Source organism: Bradyrhizobium sp. LB8.2 (assembly GCF_040548035.1).
GTDB lineage: Bacteria > Pseudomonadota > Alphaproteobacteria > Rhizobiales > Xanthobacteraceae > Bradyrhizobium.
Map to the genome: position 1 here is coordinate 101,013 of NZ_JBEPQV010000011.1, position 16,246 is coordinate 117,258.

Consider the following 16,246-nt stretch of genomic DNA (forward strand, 5'->3'; position numbering starts at 1 on the left):
CCCGGCTGATTTGCAAGCTTCGTTTCTGATCAAGGTTCGTTTCTGATGACGATCGCATCCAAGGCCTTCATTGCATTCTGTCTGCTCGCTGTGGGCGGCACCGTGCTGGTGATCGGCCCCACCGAGCTGCGCCGCCTGCTGCCGAACTGGGCGAAGACCGACACCGTGGTCGCCGCCAGGCCGGAGGCCAAGGTCGAACAGAAGGTCGAACCCAAGCCGGAACTTAAGCCGGAAGAGCCAAAGCTCGCCGCCGTCGCGCCGCCGTCGCCAGCTGCGTCTCCGGCGCCGGCCCCCGAGCCGAAGGCGGGTGCGCTGGCCGAAACGCAGAAGCAGGTCACCGCCGCGCTTGTCGATCTTGCGCCGGTCAAGCCGCCGCCGGCGGTTGCGGATACCGGCCCCCGTTTCGACGTCGCGCGCGTCGACGATCACGGCGAGGCGGCAGTGATCGCGGGCCAGGCGACGCCGGGCGCCAAGGTCGAGCTGCTGCGCGACGGCAAGCCGCTCGACACGGTGGTGGCGGATGCATCGGGCCAATTCGTGATGACGCCGCCGCAGCTTCCTGCCGGTTCCTATGAGCTGACCCTGCGGGCGAAATCGCCTGACGGCACCGTCACGCAATCCGGCCGCGGCATGCCGGTGACGATCGCCGAAGCCGCGCCGCCGCCCGCGCGCCCTGTGCCGGTTGCGAAGCAAGAGGCGAAGGCCGAGAAGCCTGACGACAAGTCGGATGTCGTGGCATCGGTATCGGACAGGCCCGCGGCCCGGCCGAGATTGATGGGCGCACCGAAATCCAGGGGCATGTCAGGGGTCATGGCGCGGGCTCCCGCGGCCACGACCGTTGCATCGGCCTCGCCGGCGGACGTCGTCGGCGGTGCACCGGCGGAAGCAGGCGGCAACCGGGTGATCTCCCGCGGCGACAGCCTTTGGGCGCTCAGCCGGCTCGCCTACGGCGACGGCGCCCGCTTTGCCGTGATCTACAACGCCAACCGCTCCAAGATTCACAACCCCAATTTGATCTATCCCGGTCAGACCTTCGTGGTGCCGCAGAAGACGGAGTGACACCGCATCGGCACTGTCCGGTGCGCATTGCGACGCTTTGCCCTGTGTGCTTCCGGAACATTTGGTTCCTCCGCGCGTCAACGTGATGCGACGCGATGCGCGCTTGGCGCCGGAGGAGGGCCAGGGTGGACAGGTCAGTGGTCATGTCGAGATCCCGCATGGGTCTCAGGCTGGGGCTGGCGCTAACGGGCGCAATCCTCGTGATGCTGGTGGTGCTGTTGCCAAACTGCGCCGAGGCGCAGTTCGGATTGCGCGGCGGCCCGCTCGGTGTCGCGCGCTTCGCCATTGGCCACGTGATCGGCATGTCGCGCCTGCGCCACGCGCGCATGGCGGTGCGAGGCGGCCGATACCGCTCCGCTGCGCTGCGGTCACAAGATCCTCGCGGTGTTGAGCGCGAGCAGCCGGCCAATCCTTACGTCCTCCGTGCGGCGCTCACGGCGCAAGCTGCCCTGTCGGGCTGGCGCGGCGGCAAGCGCCCGCAAGGCTGGTGGCGTCATCCCGATGGCAGCTACGGCTGGGCTGGCCCGGTGTTCTGGCCGTTCGCGCATGACGACCTCACCACCGCAATCATCCTCGGCGATGCGACCAGCCTCTCGCTCTATGGCTATGGCGACATCTATGCCGCGATCTTTTCGCCCTATGCGGTAACCGAGCTTGCCGCCTACACCGCGCCGCAAGGCAGGCGCGGACGGAGAGTGCCGACCGCGGAGACTGTCTGCGATGCCAGCGACACCGGCGGCCTGCCGGTCGACCGCATCGCCGCTTCCGTGCAGCCGAACGAATTGCAGCGCACAGCGCTCGACGAGCTCGCCACCGCCTGGCTCGCGGCGGGTGACACGATCCGCGCCGCCTGTCCGACGCAGGTCCCTACGACGGCCATGGAACGCCTCGGCCTGATGCGCGAGCGCCTCGCGGCCATGATCAAGGCAACGGACGCCGTCGCACCTGCGCTGATAAAATTCGTCGATCTTCTGGACGACGGCCAGAAGACAAAGCTCGATGCGCTGGCCAAGGACCGCAGCGCCGCGCTCGCGTCGATCCAGGAAAAGAATCCCCAGGCGGCATCGGCCTGCCAGGCGGACAGCGATCCCCGCTACGACGAGAAAGTGCAGCGCCAATACGAGCAGCTCGTGCAGCGGCAATGGCCCGCGGCCGACATCGCGTCCACGCTCAAACTCGACGACATCGCCCGCGCGCGTCTCGACGTACTTCAGGACACCACGCTGCGCACCATGGAGACGTTGAGCGCCTGTCCGTCAAAAGCAGCACCGACCCCGCAGGCCCGCCTTGCCACTGTGAAGGCGCGGCTGGAGACGATGCTGCAGGCCGTGAGCGGCGTCAGCGATGCGCTCGACGATTTCGAGGCTGATCTGAGCGACGAGCAGAAGGCGGGGTTCGAGGCGATTGGGCCGAAGCGCGGGGTGTAATCACCCGCACGCCCAGTCGAACTTCATGTCCTTGAAGTCGAGCTGCGCGTTGCCGCCGCCAAAATTGTAGCCGCCGAAATATTCCTCGAACTCGACGTAGAACGGGCTCATCTCCGGCACCGCCTGGCAGGGCCGCATGGTGCCGCCGAGATGATTGTGGGCGTGCTCCTTGCCCCAATCGTGCAGGCGCAAATTGTCGCGACTCCGCACGCCGCCGACATAATAAAAGTAGGGCTGATAGCCGCTCGGCGGATTTTGGCGCGTGTGCTCGTCCTGCGGGCCCTTGCCGGCATTGGGATCGCTCGCACGCGGCTGCAACGCGATCGCGCGGGTCTCGGCGAGATCTCCGCGCGGAGGGCTCGCGAACATCTTCTTCGCGTAAGGCGGGGCAACCTCGAAGAAAGCGCTGGCGCCGCCGACGTCGAGCCAGCGCGGCCGATCGGCCGTCGCAAGCGCGAGCGGTGCGGGCGGCGTGGCCAACGCGCCGTCATATTCGCGGGCGGTCAGCAGCAGCGACGCATACTCGTAGTCGAGGATGTCAGTCATGCGTGACAGCCGTGGATGCGAGGCGCGCGCCTGCACCGCCTCGCGAATCTCGGGATCATCGGGCGCCCCGCCGTCATTGTGATCGGGCGCCGTGGCAAAGAACGACACCGCGACGATGTCCTCGCCATGCACGCGATAATCCTCCGGCAGTTTCAATGTGAAGCCGTGCATCAGCGGAAAGCCGGTGACGGGATCGAGCGGCCATTGCTCGTTGCTGATGCCCGGCGGCAAGCCATAGACCCAGCCATGATCGCGCTCACGATCGGCGGGCCGGTCCAGCATCTGCAAATCATAAGCACGCGAAGGCAAGGCAAACGCCACAGGTCGTCTCCATCCGGATGTTAGCCTCGACGCGGAGGCGATCGTTAGTCGCGCGGAGGAGGGATGTGGTTCGTCGGGATGATGCCATCCTGCCGGTGTTTTGCCCGACGTGTCAAACTGCCGGCCCCCAACATCGGCAGCCGCGTAAGTCATTGATCTCGCAGCGGCCGTCTACTGTGCATGGGGTTGTTTTCGCACTTTTTGTTTGGAGGGACGGCGGCAACTTGTAAGAATTTCTTACAAGTTCAGCTGTCGTTCAAAGCAAACTCACATCCGCCGCCTTGCGGCCGCCGCATCCACCACGTTCTCCACTTCCTCACGCCACGACAGAATCTCCATCGCGAGCACGGGGTGGTTAAAGCCCTTGAGCACGAGATCGTCGAGCGCGCGGGCTTCGACCCAGGGCTCGACCATGCCGTAGACGCGCCGGCTGACCACGACCTGCCCGGCCTTGGCTTCGTCGCAGAGGCGGGAGGAGAGATTGGTGACGCTGCCGATCGCGGCATATTCCAGCCGCTGCTCGAAGCCGATCTGGCCGAGCGTGGCGTAGCCCATGGCGACGCCGACGCCGAAGCCGAGCGAGTGGCCGCGGTTCTTCCATTTCTCGGTCAATTGGCCAATCACGTCGCGCATCTCGACCGCCATCTTGACCGCGCGCTTGGTGTGGTCGGCGAATTGAATCGGCGCATTGAACAGGATCATCACGCCGTCGCCGGCAAAGCGGTCGAGCGTTCCTTCGTAGCGGTGGATCAGCTCGCCGAGTGCCGCGTGATATTCGCGCAGCACGTTCATCGCCTCTTCCGGCTCGGTCGCCTCCGTGAATGATGTGAAGCCGCGCAAATCGCAGAACACGACGGTGACTTCGCGGCGGTGGCTGTCGAGCAGCGCGTCGTGGCCGTCGGACGACGCGATCAGCTGCGCCACTTGCGGGGCGAGGAAACGTTCGAGCCGCTTGATGCGGCCGATCTCGCCGAGTTGTTTCTCGACGCGCTCCTCCAGCGAGCGGTTCCAGTTGCGTAGCTGCTCGGTCTGCTCCTGGAGCTTTGCCGCTTGCTGTTGCACCGTTTCGTGCGCAGCGGCGAGCTCGCGGCCCTTGTGGTCGACCTCGGTGAACAGCCGCGCGTTGCGCATCGCGAGCACCGCCTGGTTGGCGAAGGTGCGCATCAGGCCGATGATGCTGGCGGCGAACTCGCCGCTGGCGCGGCGCAGCACCACCAGCGAGCCGAGCGTGCCCTGCTGGTCCACCAGCGGCACCACCAGCACCGAGTGGAAGCCGGCATCGATCGCGACGTCGCGCAGCGGTTGCTCGGAAGCCTGCTTGAGATCGGCAAGCGCGATCGGCTCGCCGCTCCCGGCCGCATCGCTCAGGATGTTCTGGCCTTCGTCGATCGTGACATGGGCGCCGTCGGCGGATTTGTCGATGCCGTTGGCCTCGACCAGATTGAAGCGGCGCGCCTGCGCGTCGTAGCCGTAGATCAGCACGGCATCGGCGTGGGTGATCTCGATCGCGCGCGCAGCGATCGTCGGCAGCACGGCATTGAGATCGAGCGAGGCGGCGACCGCGCGGCCGACCTCTTCCAGCACCTTGAGCTCGTTGATCGACTGCGCGAGATCGCGGGTGCGCTCCTCGACCTTGGTCTCCAGGTCCGAATAGGTCTCCTGGAGCTGGCCGGCCATGCGGTTGAACTGGCCGGCGAGATCTTCCAGCTCGTCGGAGGTGTGCACGTCGATGCGATGGCTGAAATCGCCCTCGCCGAGCTTGTGCGCGCCGTCGCGCAGCGCCGTGATCGGAATGATCATGCGGCGGGCGAGCAGCGTGCCGGCGAGGATCGCGACCAGCAGGCCCATGCCCATCAGCAGCGCGATGCGCACCAGCTGGTCGCGGATCGGCATCAAGGCCTGCGTGGTCGGTTGCTCGAACATCACACTCCAGCCGAGCTTCGGCACGATGCTCGCGGCGCTCATCACCGAATGGCCGTTGAAGTCGGTGCCCGAATTGTCGGGCTCGTGGCCTGGTGCGACCGCGGCCGCCACCTGCGGCAGCTTCGACAAATCCTTGCCGACATCGGGGCCCTTCGACGACGTCGCCAGCACGCGGCCGCGCGGATCGACCACATAGGCGAAGGCGGCCTTGCCGACCTGGGCGTCGGTGAGGTACTCGGAGAGAAAGCTGAGGTCGAGCTCGGCCACGGTGACGCCGGCGTTGAAACCGGAATGCGCCACCGAGATCGACATGAACGGCGTCCGGTCGGAGAACCACGCCGGCGCGTAGCTGACGCCGCGGGCGACGGTGTCGGTGAAGCGCATGTCGCGGGAGAGGTCGGCATTGCTGCCGGTCGTGGTCGACTGGCGCGAGACGCGCAGCACCTCGCGGCCCTCGCCGTTAAGCTGGAACAGCTGGTTGACGACCGAGACCTGGTGCAGCAGCTGGGCGTAGTCGGCGCGGCGCTTCTCCAGCGTGTCCTGGCTGGCCCGCGTCACCCAGCTGATTTGGCGCTCGAGCTCGGAGATCGACTGCTCGATCCGCCGCGCGGCAGCCTGCGCCTTGTCCTCGAGACCGTCGGTCAGCTGTGTCTTGGTGGCGCGGTAGGAGATCCAGCTCTCCATCGCCCCGTTGACGGCGAGCACGAACACGACGAGGCCGACGAGAGAGACGACGTATTTGGCGAACAGGCCCTCGCGTAGAAACCGTGTCTTCTCGTTCGCTCCCGCCATCCCGATCCTCTCGCGCCGCCATCGACGCCGGCGCTACGGCCTGTGCGGGCCCAGCGGTCCTTCTAGCATAATTTGCTAGCATAATTTGGACCGGACGACCGGTGGACCGGCAGGCTTGGTTACCCGCTGGGGAGGCCGGTTTGGGCCGGACGGGTGGTGAATTGTCGCAGTCTCATCCGTTCGGATGAAGCAGGGTGAGACAAAGCCGAGGTAAGGGATTGGCGTGGAGTCCAGAGCGTTGGTCCGCCCATCATCGATTGAAGAGCTGCCGCAGCACGTCGTTCATCGGCTGGCTGTCCTGCTGTGCCGTCGGCGGGTCCTTCTGGGCGGGGGGCGCGGGGGATGCCTGCGGCGCCGGTGTCGATGGCGTTGCCGGCAGGCTGCGGCTGCGGCCGGTGGCCGTTCCGTTGCCCGTGCCGGTTGCCGCACCGCTGGAAAGTCCCTGCTGGATCAGATTGCCGATCGCCTCGCCCAAGGGGCCGCCGAGCGGATTGTTCTGTCCCGGCTGCTGGGTTTGCGGATTGGCATTGCCGGCTGCATTGCCGCCACCCGGCGCGGTCGTGCCGCCGAGACCAAGGCTGCCCAAAATATTGTCGAGCCCGGCGCCGTCGGGGCCGAACAGGCCCTTCCCCATCTCGCGCAGCTTGGCATAGGCGGCGTCCGGATTGTCCAGCATGCCGCTCATGTCAGGATAGATCCGCGGCTGCGACCAGCTGCCCTGGATCATCACGGGGATGCCGAAGCCGACCAGCTCGGAGGCGCGACCCTGGCCTTCGGTCGTCATCACCAGCTTCGGCTCGACGCGAAAACCCATCATTTTGGTGTCGAGCGCGATGGTGCCGGCGCCGGTGAGTCGCACCAGCGGCCCGATCAGATTGAGATCGGTCGTCACCGCCTGACCCTTGTCGATGCGGAAGGACGCCGAGAGCTGCGACAGATCGGTGCTCTGCTCCTGGCTGTTGTTCTGGTTGTCCTGCCAGCCGGACAGCGTGCCCGACGTCAGCGAGCGGATCATCTGCGCGATGTTGATGCCCCGGATGGCGCCGTCCTGGAAATTGACGAAAGCGGTGCCCTGCATGTTCGCCATCAACGCGCGCTGGCTGGTGCCGGCGCTGCGCAGCGCGAGCTTGGCCTGCAGCTTGCCGTCGATCCGGTCGAATTCGGCAAGGCCCTGCAGCAGCGGCAGCGCGCGCACGCCGGTGAGGTCGGAATGCATGGCGAAGCTCGGCGCGCCGCTGGTCGCATCCAGGATCACTTCGCCCGAGACCTGGCCGCCATAGGCGCCGAGATTGGCGGTGCCGGCCTTCAGTACGCCGCCGGCGAGCTTTGCATCGATCGCCAGCGGCGCGAGGCGCGCATCGCCGATGACGGCCTCGTGCGCCGAGATCCTGATTTGCGCATCGACATAATTGAGCCCGGACACGTCGATCGGCGCATCGCTCCAGGGCTGTCCGGACGCGCCTTCCGGCGATTTCGCCAGCGGAATCGCGAGCCGCTGAAAGTCGAGATCGACCTTGACCAGAGGCTTGCTCGCGATATCGACCGAGGCCCAGCCGTTGAAGGCGCCATCGCCGAGCGTGCCACTCACGCCGTTGATCATCACGACATCGCCGCTCAGACGCATCTCGGCACGACCTGCGAGCTGAGACTTCAGCACATCGGGCATGTCGATGGCGAAATCCACCGGAATGGTCGGCCGGTCGGCTGGCGGCGCCGGCGTCGTCGCCTTGATGTCGAACTTGGTCGGATGCTCGCCGACCCGCGCGGTGCCGGTGATGTTGATCTTGCGGTCGCGATCGACGATCGCATCGGCATTGATGGCGCTGATGCGGCTCTCGACGCGGTCGCGCACGCGCGCGAATGCGATCTCGCCATCGGTGACTTTGACGCGGTCGATGGCGGCGCCATCCGTATCGAGCGCGATCGGCTTCGACGCGCCGCCGGCATTCGGCAGGCGCTCACGCAGCAGCGGCTGGTAGAGCACGGGATGGGTGACGACGAGCTCGCTGATCTTCGGGCGGCCCGACCAAACGCTCGAGAGCGACATGTCGGCCTGCACGCTGTCGATGGTCAGGCGTGTGATGCCGCTGCGGTCCTTGGGGTCGGCAAGCGTGAGGTCGTTCAGCGTCACGTTCAGCGTCGGCCACAGGCCGATCCTGGTGGTGCCGTCGATCGACAGGCGATAGCCGGTCGCGCTCTCGACCCGCGAGGCAATCGTCGAGGTCAGGAAGCCCGAGGGGATCCCGACCACCAGCAGGAGTGCGATCACGATGACGACGGCGGCCACCGCCGCGCCGGCGAATTTCACTGCTCTCATATCGGCTTTCCAGCGACGGACAATCGGCGTCGAATCCGGCAGATGACCGTCATTTGCACCCGTCCTTTGCGCCTGAGTTTATCCCGGGACGGGAAGCGGCTCCAAGCGCGTAAAAATAGTCTTGGGGTGCTGCAAAGTTATGTGACTTATGACACACTTCCCCGGCGCGGTTTTACGCGACCCTGATGTTGATGGTTCCAAGCGATTTGCCAAGGAAACGGGCCAGGGACACTGGCCACGGAAATTCACAAGGACATTGAAATGAGCAAGCAGGCCGAATTTGCGGTCATCCTGAAGATGAACGCGATGTTTGCCGATCTCGGCGCAGACGAGCTCCAGCGGCTGTCGAATCTCTGCCACACCCAGCATCTGGGGAACGGCGAGGTGCTATTCCAGAAGGGCGATGGCGGCGACGCGCTGTTCGGCGTACGTCGAGGCCAGGTCCGTATCGAGACCGGCTCCTCCGACGGCAGCCGGCTGACGCTGAACTTCATGGGGCCGGGTGACCTGTTCGGCGAGGTCGCGGTGCTGGACGGCCAGAGCCGCACCGCCGATGCGACCGCGGGCGAAGCCAGCGAGCTGTTCGTGCTGCGGCGCGAAGACTTTCTCGCTTTCCTCGAACGCGAGCCGAAGGTCGGGATCAAGATCATCGCGCTGCTGTGCCAGCGCATCCGCTGGCAGAGCGAGCGCATGGAAGAGTCCATGCTCCAGCCGCTGCCGGTTCGCCTCGCGCGGCGCCTCTGCGCGCTCGCCGCCGATTTCGGCTCGGAGGTGCACATCTCGCAGGAGCAGCTCGGCGTCTTCGTCGGTGCCGCCCGCGAGAGCGTCAACCGCCAGCTTCAGGCCTGGCGCAAGGAAGCGATCCTCGATCTCCAGCGCGGCCGCATCCTGCTGAGGAACATGACCAAGCTGACGGCGATCGCGCGGAACGAGTAAGTCGAGCGACTTCACTTCGCTTGGAAGGTGCGAGGGAGATCGGCGGCTGTGTCCTCTGCGAGGGAGGCCGCCTATCGCAACGCCTCATCAATATCTTCGCGCTCCAGATACGGGTAGTCATTGAGGATGGATTCGCGCGGCTCGCCGACTGCCAGCAGGCCGAGCAATCGTGCGACTGGAAACCGCAGCCCGCGAATGCAGGCTTTGCCGGTGCAGCCAGCTGGGTCCATCGTGATACGCACAAAAGCCATGTCGTAAGCTACGCGCGCGACCGACTTGTGCCAGCGCGCGCCTCTGCCCCGTCTTTTCGGAACCTACTCCGCTGCAGGGTGCGCAATGCCCTTCGGCACCGGCGCTGCCTCTGCCGGCGCAGCGCCGTGATGACCGGCGTCGTCCGCATCTTCGCTGTGCACGACCAGCCGCTTGCCGAAGCGCCAGATCAGGGCGCCGAGATCGTCCATCACCATGAACATTGCGGGCACGAACACCAGCGACAGGATGGTCGAGAAGATCAGGCCGCCGATCACCGCGAGCGCCATCGGCGAGCGGAACTCGCCGCCTGCGCCGACCGCAAGCGCGCTTGGCATCATGCCGGCGGCCATCGCGATCGTGGTCATCACGATCGGGCGTGCGCGTTTCATGCCTGCGTCGATCATGGCTTCTTCACGCGGTGTGCCGGCGCGAATGGACTCGATGGCGAATTCCACCAGCATGATCGCGTTCTTGGTGACGATGCCCATCAGCATCAGGATGCCGATCCACACCGGTGTCGTGAGCTGCTTGCCGGTGATCAGCAGGGCCGCGATCGCGCCGCCGATCGAGAGCGGCAGCGAGAACAGAATGGTGATCGGCTGCAGGAAGGTGCCGAACAGCAGCACCAGCACGGCGTAGACCATCATCAGACCCGCCGTGATCGCGGTGGCAAAGCCTTCGGACAGTTCATTCAGGCTTTCGGCATCGCCGGAGGGTGACACCTTCACGCCCTTCGGCCGGCTCTTCATGACCGGCAGGTCGTAGATCTTCTTGGTGGCGTCGCCGAGAGCGGCGGAGCCGACGAGATCGGCCGCGACAGTTGCTTGCCGCTCGCGATCGTAGCGGTTGATGCTGGTCGGACCCTGGTCGAGCTTGACGTCGGCGATGACCGAAAGCGGCACGCCGCCCTTCTCGCCATGCTCGCCGAGCGGCACGCGGAGCTGCTCGAGCGTCTTGAGATTGCCGCGCGCGGCATCCTCGAGCTGCACGCGGATCGGCACCAGACGATCGCCGACGTCGAATTTGGCGAGCGCGGGCCCGACGTCGCCGATGGTGGCGACGCGGATGGTTTGCGACAGGCTTTCGGTCGAGACGCCGAGCCGTGCGGCGAGATCGGCGCGCGGCTCGACGCGCAGCTCGGGCCGCTCCAGCGTGGTTTCCGAGATCACGTTGGAGATGGTCGGAATCCGCTTCATCTGCGTCGCGAGCTCGCTGGCGACGTTGTTGACGATGTTGGCGTCCGCGCCGGTCACGACCAGCGAGATGGCGCGCAGGCCGTTCTCGTCGAGGAACCAGAAGCGGATGTCTGGAATGTTCTCCAGCTCCTGGCTGATCGAGAATTCAAGCTCGCGCTGGGTGATGTAGCGGCTGTCCTTGGGCGTGTAGTTGATGATCAAAGCGGCGCGCCGGACTTCCTGGGTGCCCGGTGGAACGCGCCCGCCGTCGACGAAGATGCTCTTCACCTCAGGCCGCTTGCGCAGCCGGGCGACGATGTCTTCGGTGACTTTTTCGGTGTAGGCGAGCTGCGTGCCCGGCGGCAGCTCGAGGGCAACCAGTGAGCGCGAGCTGTCCTGCGCCGGCAGAAAACCCTGCGGCAGCAGCGTAATGCTCCAGATCGAGGCGGCGAAGACGCCGAAGCCGACCAGCACCGTGATGAAATAGTGCTTCACCGACCACGCCACGATCCTGTGATAGGACCGCAGCACGCGGCCGGGCGGCGGCTCTTGGTGATTGCCGTGTTTGAGGAAGTAGGCGGCGAGCACCGGCGTGACGAAGCGCGCCGCGAGCAGCGAGAAGAACACCTGCACCGAGACTGTGATGCCGAACTGCTTGAAGAACTGTCCGGCGATGCCCGACATGAAACTTGCGGGTGCGAAGATCGCGATGATCGTCAGCGAGATCGCGATCACCGCGAGGCCGATCTCGTCCGCGGCTTCGAGGGCGGCACGATAGGGCGACTTGCCCATGTTCATGTGCCTGACGATGTTCTCGATCTCGACGATGGCGTCGTCGACCAGAATACCTGTCGACAGCGTGATGGCGAGGAAGCTGACGAGGTTCAGCGAGAAGCCGAGCAGGTCCATTGCCCAGAACGCCGGGAAGATCGACAACGGCAGCGAGATCGCGGCGATGACGGTGGCGCGCAGGTCGCGCAGGAACAACAGCACGATGATGACGGCGAGGATGGCGCCTTCGAACAGCGTCGAGATCGCCGCGTGGTAATTGCCGTTGGTATATTCGACCGAGGTGTCGATCACCTTCAGGTCGACGTCGGGATAGGTGGCCTTGAGCGAGTCGATGCGCTTCTGCACGGCCTCGGCCACCTTCACGTCGCTGGCACCCTTGGAGCGCTTGATGCCAAGCGCGACGATCGGTTCGCCGTTGAAGCGGGCGAAGGTGCGGCGGTCGGCGATGGTGTCGGTCACGGTGCCGAGATCGTCGAGCCGGACCTCGCCGCCGCCGAACAGCGGAATCATGGTGCCTGCGAGGTCGCTCAGCGTCTTGGCGCCGGCGAGGGTGCGGATCGCCTGGTCGTTCTTGCCGATCTCGGCGCGGCCGCCGGCGACGTCGACATTGGTGCCGCGCAGGCTCTGGCTGACATTGACGGCAGTCAGCCCCATCGACTGCAGGCGGTCGGGATCGAGCGAGACCAGGATCTCGCGCTCGACACCGCCGATGCGCTCGACCTGGGCGACGCCGCGCACGCCCTGCAGCGCGCGCTTGACCACGTCGTCGACGAAATAGGAGAGCTGTTCCGGCGTCTTGCCGGGCGAGATCGCGGCGTAGGTGACGATCGGCAGGCCGATGACATCGACGCGCTGGATCAGCGGTTCGGTGACGTTCTGCGGCAGGTTGGAGCGCACGCGCGTCACCGCGTCCTTGACGTCGTTGAGCGCGCGGTCGGTGTTGGTCTCCAGCGCGAACTGGATGGTCGTCACCGACAGGCCGTCGGTGATCTGCGAGGTGATGTGCCTGACGCCTTCGACACCGGAGACGGCGTCTTCAACGGTCTTGGTGACCTGGGATTCGAGCTCGGCGGGTGCGGCGCCGAACTGCGATACCGCGACCGAGATCACGGGGATGTCGGCGGAGGGCAGCCGTGTCACCGCGAGCTTGGTGAAGGACACCCAGCCGAGGATCAGGAGGATGACGGAAAAGACCACCGACGGCAGCGGATTGCGGATCGACCATGCCGAGATATTGAGAGCCATCAGCGTACCCGCGTGCGATCGAGTTCATCGGCGAACATGGTCTTGATCTGGTCGCCGTCATGCAGCGAAGAGCCGGCGTCGGCCACGACGATTTCGCCGACGTCGAGGCCTTGCAGGATTTCCGTGGCGCTGTCGGACGACAGTCCGACCCGTACCTTGCGCGTCTCGACGATGTTGCCTTTGACGACCTGCACGGTGAGATGGTCGATCGCGGTCTTGGGAACCGCGACGCCGCAGCTTCGCTTGGCATCGATCGAGGCGCGGGCGAACACGCCGATTTTCAGCGAGGGATTGTTGGTGACGCTGATGCGAACGCGCCCGAGCTGGGTGGTGCGATCGATTTCGGGCGCCACCAGCCTGACTCGCCCGATCAAATCGGGCGAGTCGTCGCGGCTGATGCGCACGGTCGCGCCGGCGCTGAGCTTGGGCATGTGCACCGCCGGGACCTGCGCGTCGAGCTCGATCTCGTTGTTGACGGCGATGCGGAACATCGGACCGGCCTGCGGCGAGGCCGGCGCACCGACGATGGTGCGGACCTCGGTGACGAGGCCCGGCGCAGAGGCCTTCAGCGAGACCGGACCTTGAGGGCCGGGCCGCTGCGGCTGGCCCGGGATCTGGGGCGGGGCCGTCAGGCGCGCCAGCTCCTGATTGTCGGCGACTAGCGTGCCTTCGGTGACGAAGAGGTCGGTGACCCTGGATCCCTCCTGATCGGCGACGACCACGGCTTCGCGGCGCGGCACGAAGAAGCCGGTCACCCGGACCAGGTCGGAGAAGCAGGCATTGGTCGACTTCGTTACGATGACCAGCGCCTCGCTCGGCGTTTCCTTGGCCTCGGGGCGATGCCGGTGCTCGAACAGATAATAGCCGACGCCGAGCGCAACGACGAAGACCACCGTTCCGGCCGGCTTGAGATATTCGGAGAGATTCATCGCCGGATCGTCCTGGCCTGGCTCATGGCCATCCGCACTCGGCCCATAGAGAGCGTTTCCCTGAAATAAAGCAGCGTCCCGCAAGGCTGCGGGACGCGCTCTGGAAGCGAGACTTTACACCACATCACGACTTGTCACTTCAAAGGATTACGTCGTGGTCACTTCGATGCGGTGGTCTTGTTTTCCATGTTGACGACCTGCACGCGACGATTGACCTCCGCCATCGGCTGGGCCGGGTCCTTCAGCTTGCTCTTGCCGTAGCCGACGGTGACGAGGTCGGTCGCGGAGATGCTGTACTTGTCGACCAGGTAGCGCTTGATCGAATCCGCGCGGCGCTCCGACAGTTCCTGATTATAGGTCTCACCGCCGGCGGCGTCGGTGTGGCCGGCGACCACGAAGGTCGAGCCTTTCAGGTCGGGGCTGGTCAGCGCGCGGCCGAGCGCCTGTACCGAGGCAACCGATTTGGCGCTGATATTGGCTGAGTTGTAGTCGAACGTGATTTCCAGATCGATGTTCGGCTTGTCCTTGGCCACCGACGCGATTTCTTCACGCTCGGTCGACGACAGCGAACGCGTCGAGCGGCCGCGTACGGACTGGATCAGCTTGGTCTCCGCCGCACTCGGTGCGGGATCGGTCTGCGGAGCGATCGTAAGGCCGCGGGTCAGCGGCTTTTTCGGCGGCGGCGCCAGCGCGCGGACGATCTCGTCATCGGTGACGTTCTTGCTGTTGCCGTCGTCGCCCGCGAATGCCAGCGGGATCGTCAGCGACAGCGCGGCGCCAACGGTGATGATGGACAGGATTGCGGTAAGTCCCTTTGCAGCCAATCTCATAGCAAGTCCCTCCTGATCAGCCAGCTCGCGCGGTTCCAAAATCCCTGCACTAAGCCCCCCGAAGGGGGCCTGCGGCATCCGTCCGATTAGTCTTCGCCGGGCCACCGAGGGTTCGAGGCACATCGGCCTCGATTTAAAAAATATCAACGCACTCCGTAACTTGCGAATTCCTGAACAATGTTCGGGTCCATCGCCTTGGCATTGGCGATGTCCAGCGCACCTTCCTGGGCCGAGCCGTTGCGCTGCTTGGCGATCCCGCGTCCGAACAGCGAGGAAGTCAGGCGCGGATTGATCCTCAGGGCCGCGTCAAAATCGGCGATGGCGTTCTTGGCCGCTCCCGATTTCAAATTGACGAGCCCCCGGCTGTCCAGCGCGTCGACGAAGTTCGGTCGCAGCCGCAGGGCCTCGTTGCAATCCTTCAGCCCGCCCTGGAGGTCGCCGACCACGGTGCGCGTCCAGCAGCGGTTGTTCAGAGCCTCGACGTCCTTCGGGTTGATCCGGAGCGACTCGTCAAAATCCTTGATGGCGAGGTTATAGGCGCCCTTGCTGGCATAGACCTGGCCACGCCGGTAAAGCGCGTTCACGTCGTCCGGATTGGCCGCGATCTTGGCCGTCAGGCCCTTGATGGTGGGGTCCTCCGCCAGCACGGCCGCACTCGGCCCGCTATCCATGCTCGGAGCGGTGACGGGATCGGCCGGTTTCACCGGCGGTGGGGGAGGCGGCAAGGCGGCGTCGACCTGCGGCTTCGGTGACGGAGCAGCCGTCGTGTCGGCCGGTTTCGGCAGCACAGGTGGCGGCGGCGCGGGCGGAGCCGGCGGCGGGTTGTTGGCGACGACCGGCGGCGGAGCGGGAGGCGCGGGCGGCGTCGTCGTTGTCGGACGCGATCCGCCGGCCCCCGGAATGAACGAGAAATCTTCGGCCAGTGAAGAGGATATCCACGGCACCTGCTCGCCGCGCGAGGCGCGGGTGACGCCCATCTTGGTGCGGTTCAGCGTCTCCTCGGCCATCAGGTCGGGGACGCGGATTTCCTTGAGGAGTTCCTGGACGAACAGGCTGTGCTCGCCGCCGGCATCCGACACCACCGAGGCCAGTGCCGCCGAATACATCACCAGCGTTCCGTTCGGCGCGATAACAGGGGTGAGGCCGGCCGAGAAGCTGCGGAACCGGCGCTCGAACGGGTTGCGCCTGGAAGCATCGATGAGCGCGATCTTGACGCCGGCGCCGCGGGTGTTGAGCTCGCCAAGCACGGTTTCGAGGCTGATGCCGTCGCGGCGCACGTCGGATTCGGTCCAGATCTGCGCATCGATCGGCAGCAAATAGCTCTGCCGCGCCGACTGGATGCCGAATCCGCTGAAGAACACCAGTGCCACCGCCCCCGGCTTGATCTTGCCGTACAGCTTGTCGAAGGCGCGGCGCATGCCGTCGCCGGTCAGGTTCTCATTGATCTCGACGGAAAAGCCATCGCGCTTGAGCTCGTCGGCGACGTCGCGCGCGTCGTTCAGCGGTTCCTTCAGCGGGGCGTCGGCGTCCGGATATTTGGCATTGCCTATGACCAGCGCAAAGCGATCGCCGGCCGCAAGCGACGGAGCGGTCGGGATGAGCGACACGAGCAAGGGCAGAAGCAAAAGGAAGCGAATTTTCATAATCAGCGCGGTCCAGCCAAAAAGGCGCCGTTACCAGCTTGCGCCGCGGCGACCTTAAC

Annotated in this window: 11 protein-coding genes; 3 read left to right on the forward strand and 8 right to left on the reverse strand. The window is 65.6% G+C overall.

What is annotated here, in order from left to right; genetic code table 11:
• The first annotated feature begins 45 nt into the window (after window positions 1-45).
• Together ABIB06_RS15980 and ABIB06_RS15985 are read left to right on the forward strand one after the other, a co-directional pair.
• A complete protein-coding gene (locus ABIB06_RS15980) occupies window positions 46-1,059 on the forward strand; it encodes a LysM peptidoglycan-binding domain-containing protein (RefSeq protein ID WP_354049701.1) in 1,014 nt (337 codons plus the stop codon).
• A gap of 158 nt (window positions 1,060-1,217) precedes the next feature.
• On the forward strand, window positions 1,218-2,486 hold the full coding sequence (locus tag ABIB06_RS15985) for a Spy/CpxP family protein refolding chaperone (protein ID WP_502916552.1): 1,269 nt from the start codon (window positions 1,218-1,220) through the stop codon (window positions 2,484-2,486).
• On the opposite strand, the gene ABIB06_RS15990 is transcribed toward ABIB06_RS15985, so the two are convergent.
• The 3 genes from ABIB06_RS15990 to ABIB06_RS16000 form a co-directional block, all read right to left on the reverse strand.
• Entirely contained in the window at window positions 2,487-3,314 is an 828-nt protein-coding gene (locus ABIB06_RS15990) for a hypothetical protein (RefSeq protein WP_354049699.1), read from the reverse strand.
• Window positions 3,315-3,620: 306 nt separating this feature from the next.
• Window positions 3,621-6,068 (reverse strand): adenylate/guanylate cyclase domain-containing protein, encoded by a 2,448-nt coding sequence (locus ABIB06_RS15995; RefSeq protein WP_354049698.1) that lies wholly within the window; start codon window positions 6,066-6,068, stop codon window positions 3,621-3,623.
• Window positions 6,069-6,318: 250 nt separating this feature from the next.
• Entirely contained in the window at window positions 6,319-8,385 is a 2,067-nt protein-coding gene (locus tag ABIB06_RS16000) for an AsmA family protein (RefSeq protein ID WP_354049697.1), read from the reverse strand.
• 261 nt (window positions 8,386-8,646) lie between these two features.
• Here ABIB06_RS16000 and ABIB06_RS16005 point away from each other — a divergent pair, with 261 nt between their 5' ends.
• Window positions 8,647-9,321, forward strand: a complete 675-nt coding sequence (locus ABIB06_RS16005) for a Crp/Fnr family transcriptional regulator (protein WP_247345109.1) — start codon at window positions 8,647-8,649, stop codon at window positions 9,319-9,321.
• A gap of 71 nt (window positions 9,322-9,392) precedes the next feature.
• Here ABIB06_RS16005 and ABIB06_RS16010 read toward each other — a convergent pair whose 3' ends face one another.
• From ABIB06_RS16010 to ABIB06_RS16030, 5 genes are all read right to left on the reverse strand, one after another.
• Complete coding sequence (locus ABIB06_RS16010; protein WP_354049696.1) at window positions 9,393-9,572, reverse strand: DUF433 domain-containing protein; 180 nt, start codon at window positions 9,570-9,572, stop codon at window positions 9,393-9,395.
• Between the two features lie 63 nt (window positions 9,573-9,635).
• Window positions 9,636-12,785: an efflux RND transporter permease subunit gene (locus tag ABIB06_RS16015; protein WP_354049695.1), complete on the reverse strand. Its 3,150-nt coding sequence runs from the start codon at window positions 12,783-12,785 to the stop codon at window positions 9,636-9,638.
• A complete protein-coding gene (locus tag ABIB06_RS16020) occupies window positions 12,785-13,714 on the reverse strand; it encodes an efflux RND transporter periplasmic adaptor subunit (protein ID WP_354049694.1) in 930 nt (309 codons plus the stop codon). Before ABIB06_RS16020 ends, ABIB06_RS16015 begins: the two co-directional genes overlap by 1 nt.
• Before the next feature lie 158 nt (window positions 13,715-13,872).
• Window positions 13,873-14,544: an OmpA family protein gene (locus ABIB06_RS16025; protein ID WP_247444600.1), complete on the reverse strand. Its 672-nt coding sequence runs from the start codon at window positions 14,542-14,544 to the stop codon at window positions 13,873-13,875.
• 143 nt (window positions 14,545-14,687) lie between these two features.
• Window positions 14,688-16,187 carry a caspase family protein gene (locus ABIB06_RS16030; RefSeq protein WP_354049693.1) on the reverse strand — a complete coding sequence of 500 codons (1,500 nt, stop codon included), beginning with the start codon at window positions 16,185-16,187 and terminating at the stop codon, window positions 14,688-14,690.
• Between the last annotated feature and the right edge of the window lie 59 nt (window positions 16,188-16,246).